General features: G+C 59.5%; 5 protein-coding genes and 1 pseudogene. 2 read left to right on the forward strand and 4 right to left on the reverse strand.

Going from position 1 to position 5,046, the window contains the following annotated elements:
• Positions 1–438 (forward strand): annotated as a pseudogene (locus ACRESD_RS09520) (cellulose biosynthesis protein BcsQ); the annotation flags it as partial.
• A 188-nt stretch (positions 439–626) separates the two neighbouring features.
• Positions 627–1,532: a cellulose biosynthesis protein BcsQ gene (gene bcsQ, locus ACRESD_RS09525; protein ID WP_431750687.1), complete on the forward strand. Its 906-nt coding sequence runs from the start codon at positions 627–629 to the stop codon at positions 1,530–1,532.
• Positions 1,533–1,773: 241 nt separating this feature from the next.
• Here bcsQ and ACRESD_RS09530 read toward each other — a convergent pair whose 3' ends face one another.
• From ACRESD_RS09530 to ACRESD_RS09545, 4 genes are all read right to left on the reverse strand, one after another.
• Positions 1,774–2,961 carry a methyltransferase gene (locus tag ACRESD_RS09530; RefSeq protein ID WP_431750688.1) on the reverse strand — a complete coding sequence of 396 codons (1,188 nt, stop codon included), beginning with the start codon at positions 2,959–2,961 and terminating at the stop codon, positions 1,774–1,776.
• Positions 2,942–3,631, reverse strand: a complete 690-nt coding sequence (locus ACRESD_RS09535; protein ID WP_431750690.1) for an ABC transporter permease — start codon at positions 3,629–3,631, stop codon at positions 2,942–2,944. The genes ACRESD_RS09530 and ACRESD_RS09535 overlap by 20 nt, the downstream gene beginning before the upstream one ends.
• 38 nt (positions 3,632–3,669) lie before the next feature.
• Positions 3,670–4,365 carry an ABC transporter permease gene (locus ACRESD_RS09540; protein ID WP_005783890.1) on the reverse strand — a complete coding sequence of 232 codons (696 nt, stop codon included), beginning with the start codon at positions 4,363–4,365 and terminating at the stop codon, positions 3,670–3,672.
• A gap of 74 nt (positions 4,366–4,439) precedes the next feature.
• The coding region (locus ACRESD_RS09545) for a transporter substrate-binding domain-containing protein (RefSeq protein ID WP_431750689.1) at positions 4,440–5,046 on the reverse strand (607 nt) is incomplete at its 5' end.

Genomic DNA, 5,046 nt, shown 5'->3' on the forward strand with positions numbered 1-5,046 from the left:
GGCTTGACCAGTCTGCTCAACCAAACCTGGCAGGCTTTACCTTGCCGAGGGTTTGCAGGATGCCGTCTGGTTGCGTTTGATGAGACCGACCTGACGCAGCAACAAAGCCTGGATCGTTGGTTGGGGCAGGATCTCGATTTTCTCGGCAAGCGTTTGGCCAAGATGGACGAGTTGCTCGCGCCGTACCTCGCCAGCGAAACACCACCCCGGCGGTTCTACGTGATCAACCAAGTGGACAGCACCCACGCGTTTAGCCAGGACATGACCGAAGTGTTCAAGTTGCGCCTGGGTGATGCTGTACTGGGTACGGTGCAGCGTGATCCGACGTTCAGTGAAGCTCGGGCCTATGGTCGCGATCCGCTAGACCCTGCGGTCAACAGCATTGGTTGTCAGGATGTGTGCGCTTTAAGCCGCGCGTTGAAGGGGCGAATGCACTAAGTCGTCGCATGGTCATTAAATTGACTAAATGCCGTTTGTCTAAAAAGTGATCGGAAAAAACATCAAAATAATGACACTTTGCCACGCCTGTCACAGAATGCGTGAACTGGGACGCCTATAAAAAGACCTGCGGCTAGTGCCTGCTTGCCGACCTTCACGTCTTTAAGTTGCGTCGTGAGGAGAAGGCTATGAGCCTTAGCGAAGAGCTTCTGGCGTTGTTTGGCAAAGACGTCAGCCATGATGCCCAAGGCATTAATGCACGGATGCACTTTTTCGGCAGTGTGCCCGCCGACGAAAGCGCTCCCGCCGATTCCCAACCTGTCGATAATCCAACGGTGCCGGCGAAAGTCGTGGCACTGGTGTCCATCAATGGTGGCGTTGGCCGCAGCACGCTGGCCACAGCCTTGGGCAGTGGTTTGCAGCGCCATGGCGAGTCAGTGGTGGTACTGGACCTGGACCCGCAAAATGCGCTGCACCATCACTTCGGCGTCAATTCGGCATTGCCCGGTATTGGTCGCACCAGCCTGGAGCACGGGCAATGGCGCGACCTGCAACAGGTCGGCTTCGCCGGTTGCCAGGTTATTACTTTTGGCGATATCGATATCCAGCAGCAGGAAAACCTCGAACGCTGGCTCAAGCACGAACCCGGTTGGTTGGCGCAGCGTCTCTCGTCCCTGGGCCTGAACGAGCGGCAAACGCTGATTATCGATACACCCGCCGGTAATAATGTTTACTTCCATCAAGCCCTGAGCGTGGCCGATGTGGTGCTGCTGGTCGTTCATCCCGACGCTGCGTGCCTCGCCACCCTGGATCACTTGGACCCATTGCTGGCGCCCCATCTTGAGGGTGAGCGCCCACCTGTTGTGCATGTGGTGGTCAACCAAGTGGATGAGAGCGATGCCTTCAGCCTGGACATGGTCGATGCCTTCAAGCGGCGCCTGGGGAGAGCCCCGCTGGAGGTTCATCGCGACATGGCGATCAACGAGGCGCTGGCGTTTGCGGCCGACCCGCTGGACAACGTGGCCAAGCACTTGGCCAGTGATGATATCAACGAGATATGCCGGGTGTTGAAGGCGTCGAAAAATACCGTCTAAAGCGCGGTTTATACGCTTAACGCCAGATGCTTATGCACAATCGGTTGGTTGGGGCTGTCACGAAACAGCCATTTTGTGGAGCGGTTCTCAACACGCTGCAACTGCCTGTTTTGTGTGCACTTTATTTTGTGAACAAAAAATGACCAGTCGTGCTTTTGGCCTGTAGCACTGATAGCTACAGCCTCTGTAAAGAATTCATCAACAGAGTTATCCACAGGGCGCGTGTAGGAAAATTTGCCCCTTAATCGCGCTCAGCCAGCACCATCAAGTTGCGTGGGGTCAGTGTGGGTTCACAGAAGCTGCCTACCTCAACGTTGTAGCCCTGTTCTGTCAGATAAAGTGCCCGGTCCAGCACCAGCCACATTTCCAGTGGGCGACGAAACAAACCACGTACCAACTCCAGGTTTCGCACCTGCGCCAGGCGTCGCCAGCCATGGGCTTCCAGCGCTACCCAATCCTGTTCGCCTGTGGATAAACCTTTGAGGCTCGCCAGCTCCCGGCAGTAGTCGGCGAACGGTTTACCCAGCCAGCTGGCGGGCAGTGAAGGTGTGGGCAAGTAGTCGTCGCGGCCGCGCAATTGCCGTTGCAACTGATCGAAGCCCAGGCGCCGAGCCATGGAGATGTCCCGTTGCTGGCGCATGCGGCTGCCGGCGGTGACGGTTTCGCTCAGAGGCAGGCCCAGGTCATCGATGGATAACCTCAGGGCTGAAGCGCGAGCGATGTTGGACAGCGGTTGGTAGCAATCGGCGCTGATACGGTTGTAGCAGCAGGGCGCCAGTGCCAGTTGTTTGCAACCTGCTGCACTGGCCAGTTGCAGCAAGCGCACATGCAGATCGCCGCAGGCATGCAGGGCGACGGGGGTGTATTCGGGGTTGAGTGTCATGTCCGCCATCACGTCTTGCAGGCGATGGGTCACAGGCAAGCCGTGGTGCTCGCTTAACGCCTGGCCTGAAGCGACCAGGGCCGGGTCGTATTCCAGGCAGGTCAGTTGCTGGCCAGGTTGCAGCAGGCGGCGGCCGAGATGACCTTTGCCGGCGCACCAGTCCAGCCAGTGCGTGGCAGGTTCAGCAAACGCTAGCGTCGCCCCGAAGGCTTCGATCTGCTGCCATTTGCGACCGGGTACGTCGACGTTAAGGCGGTGGCGGGCGGGTTCAAGCGGTTGTGCCGGCAACTTATCCACAGCACTGAGGCGCTTCGCCTGCAATGCCAACGCCATAAAAGGTGCGGGTGCCGTTAGCTCGTGGGGTTGGTTGTGATGGGCTTCGGCATCCGCCAACGAGCGTTGGCGAAGCCATTGGGCCAGCTCAGAATGTTCGCTTTCCCAGGGTAATTGCAGGTGGGTAAAGGGCCGTGGTCGCCACAGCCCTTGATGCTCGATCAGAAACGCATCCAGCGCCTCGAAGCGTGCCTTAACGTCCCTGGCAGGCATCGACGCGCAGCCAGCGTTCCAGCAGCTTGAAGCCGCGTACCAGGATGTAAGCCATCAGCAGGTAGAACAGCCCGGCGGCGAAGAAGATCTCCACTGGCAGGTAGGTGCGGGCGATGATGGTCCGCGCCATGCCCGTCAGTTCCAGCAGGGTTACCGTGCTGGCCAGGGCGCTGGCCTTGAGCATCAGGATCACTTCATTGCTGTACGCCGGCAAGCCGATGCGCGAGGCGCGGGGCAGGATGATGTAGAACAGCGTCTTGGGCTTGGACATGCCCAATGCCCGTGCCGCTTCGATTTCACCCGGCGGGATGGCCTGGATCGCGCCGCGCAGGATCTCGGCGATATAGGCTGCGGTGTGCAGGGTCATCGTCGCCGTGGCACACCAGAACGGATCGCGCAGGTACGGCCACATGAAGCTCTCGCGCACCGTATCGAACTGCGCCAGGCCGTAGTAGACCAGAAACAACTGCACCAGCAGCGGCGTGCCGCGGAAGAAGAAAATGTAGGCGTAGGGCAGGGCGCTCACGTACCAGCGGCGCGAGGAGCGAGCGATGCCGAGCGGAATCGCCAGCAACAAGCCAGCAATCACGGCGATCGCCACCAGCTCCAGGGTCAGGATCGCGCCCTGAGCCAACTTCGGCAGCCACTTGATGATCACGGCCCAGTTCAGGCCCAGGTCGAAATGCGCCAGCCAGCTGTAGTCGCCGCTCATTGGGTGCTCCTTGCAAAGCCGCGGGCGGCGCGTTTTTCCAGAAAGTGCATGCTGGTCATGGCCAGCACCGTGAGGCCCAGGTACATGAAGGCGGCCACCATGAAGAAGGTGAACGGCTGCTTGGTAACGGTCACGCCGATTTGTGCGTGACGCATGATTTCTTCGAGGCCGATCACCGACACCAGCGCAGTGTCTTTCATCAGAATCATGAACAGATTACCCAGGCCCGGCAGGGCGATGCGCCACATCTGCGGCATGATCAGGCGGGTGAAAATCCTGAACTTCGACAGCCCCAGCGCCACGCCGGCTTCGCGGTGGCCCTTGGGTATGGCGAGGATCGCGCCCCGGAACACTTCCGTGGCATAGGCGCCAAAGCACAAGCCCAGGGCGATGACCCCGGCGGCAAAGGCACTCAGGGAAAGGTCGGGGTTGCCAAAAAACTCCCCCAGGGCACGCATCAGGTTGACCGTGCCGAAATAAATCAGCAGCACCCACAACAGCTCGGGAATGCCGCGAACAATGGTCGAGTATGCACCGCCAAGCCATTGCAACGGCTTGTACGGGGACGTCTTGGCCAGGGCGCCGGCCAAGCCGAGCACCAGCCCCAGGCACAGGGCCGTGAGCGCCAGTTTGACGGTCATCAGCGCGCCGGCGGCGAGCGCCGGGCCGAATCCGTAGAGATCGAAATTCATGGTGTTTTCATATCGCAGCAGGCATTGCTAAAAGCCGACGCGCCCAGATGGGCGCGCCGGGCAAATCGCTCAGATCATTCGATGCTGAACGGGAAGTACTTGTCGTTGATCTTCTTGTAGGTGCCGTCTGCCTTGATCTCTGCCAGGGCTTTGTTCAGGCGTTCGCGCAGTGGGTCGCCCTTGCGTACGGCGATACCGATCTTGTCGCTTTCTACTACAGGTTCGCCCTTGAACTCGTAGGCCGAACCGTCTTTGCTCTTGAGCCACTCGTACTGCACGTACTTGTCGGCGAGGATGCCATCGAGGCGGCCGGACGTCAGGTCGAGGTAGGCGTTTTCCTGGGTGTCATACAGCTTGGCGGTGGTGTCCGGCAGCTTGTCTTCCAGGTAGGTGCCGGCCAGGGTCGCACGTTGTGCGCCGATGGTCTTGCCTTTCAGGTAAGCGGCGTCGGTCTTGAAGTCCGCAGTGGCTTTGGGCGCGATGAATTGCAGCTTGTTGGAGTAGTACGGGTCGGTGAAGTCGACGGCCTGCTTGCGTTCATCGGTGATGGACAGCGAGGACACCAGGAAGTCGAACTTCTTGGCATTCAGGGCCGGGATGATGCCGTCCCAGTCGGACACATACACTTCACACTTCTCGACTTTCATCTTGGCGCACAGGGCATCGCCGATGTCTTTGTCG

The organism is Pseudomonas sp. (assembly GCF_050739995.1).
In the GTDB taxonomy this organism is placed as follows: domain Bacteria; phylum Pseudomonadota; class Gammaproteobacteria; order Pseudomonadales; family Pseudomonadaceae; genus Aquipseudomonas.

What these genes read in the sequence shown, in the direction of transcription:
- ACRESD_RS09530 (WP_431750688.1), bottom strand. Translation starts at nt 2,961, where the DNA reads ATGCCTGCCAGGGACGTTAAGGCACGCTTCGAGGCGCTGGATGCGTTT.
- bcsQ (WP_431750687.1), top strand. Translation starts at nt 627, where the DNA reads ATGAGCCTTAGCGAAGAGCTTCTGGCGTTGTTTGGCAAAGACGTCAGC.
- ACRESD_RS09540 (WP_005783890.1), bottom strand. Translation starts at nt 4,365, where the DNA reads ATGAATTTCGATCTCTACGGATTCGGCCCGGCGCTCGCCGCCGGCGCG.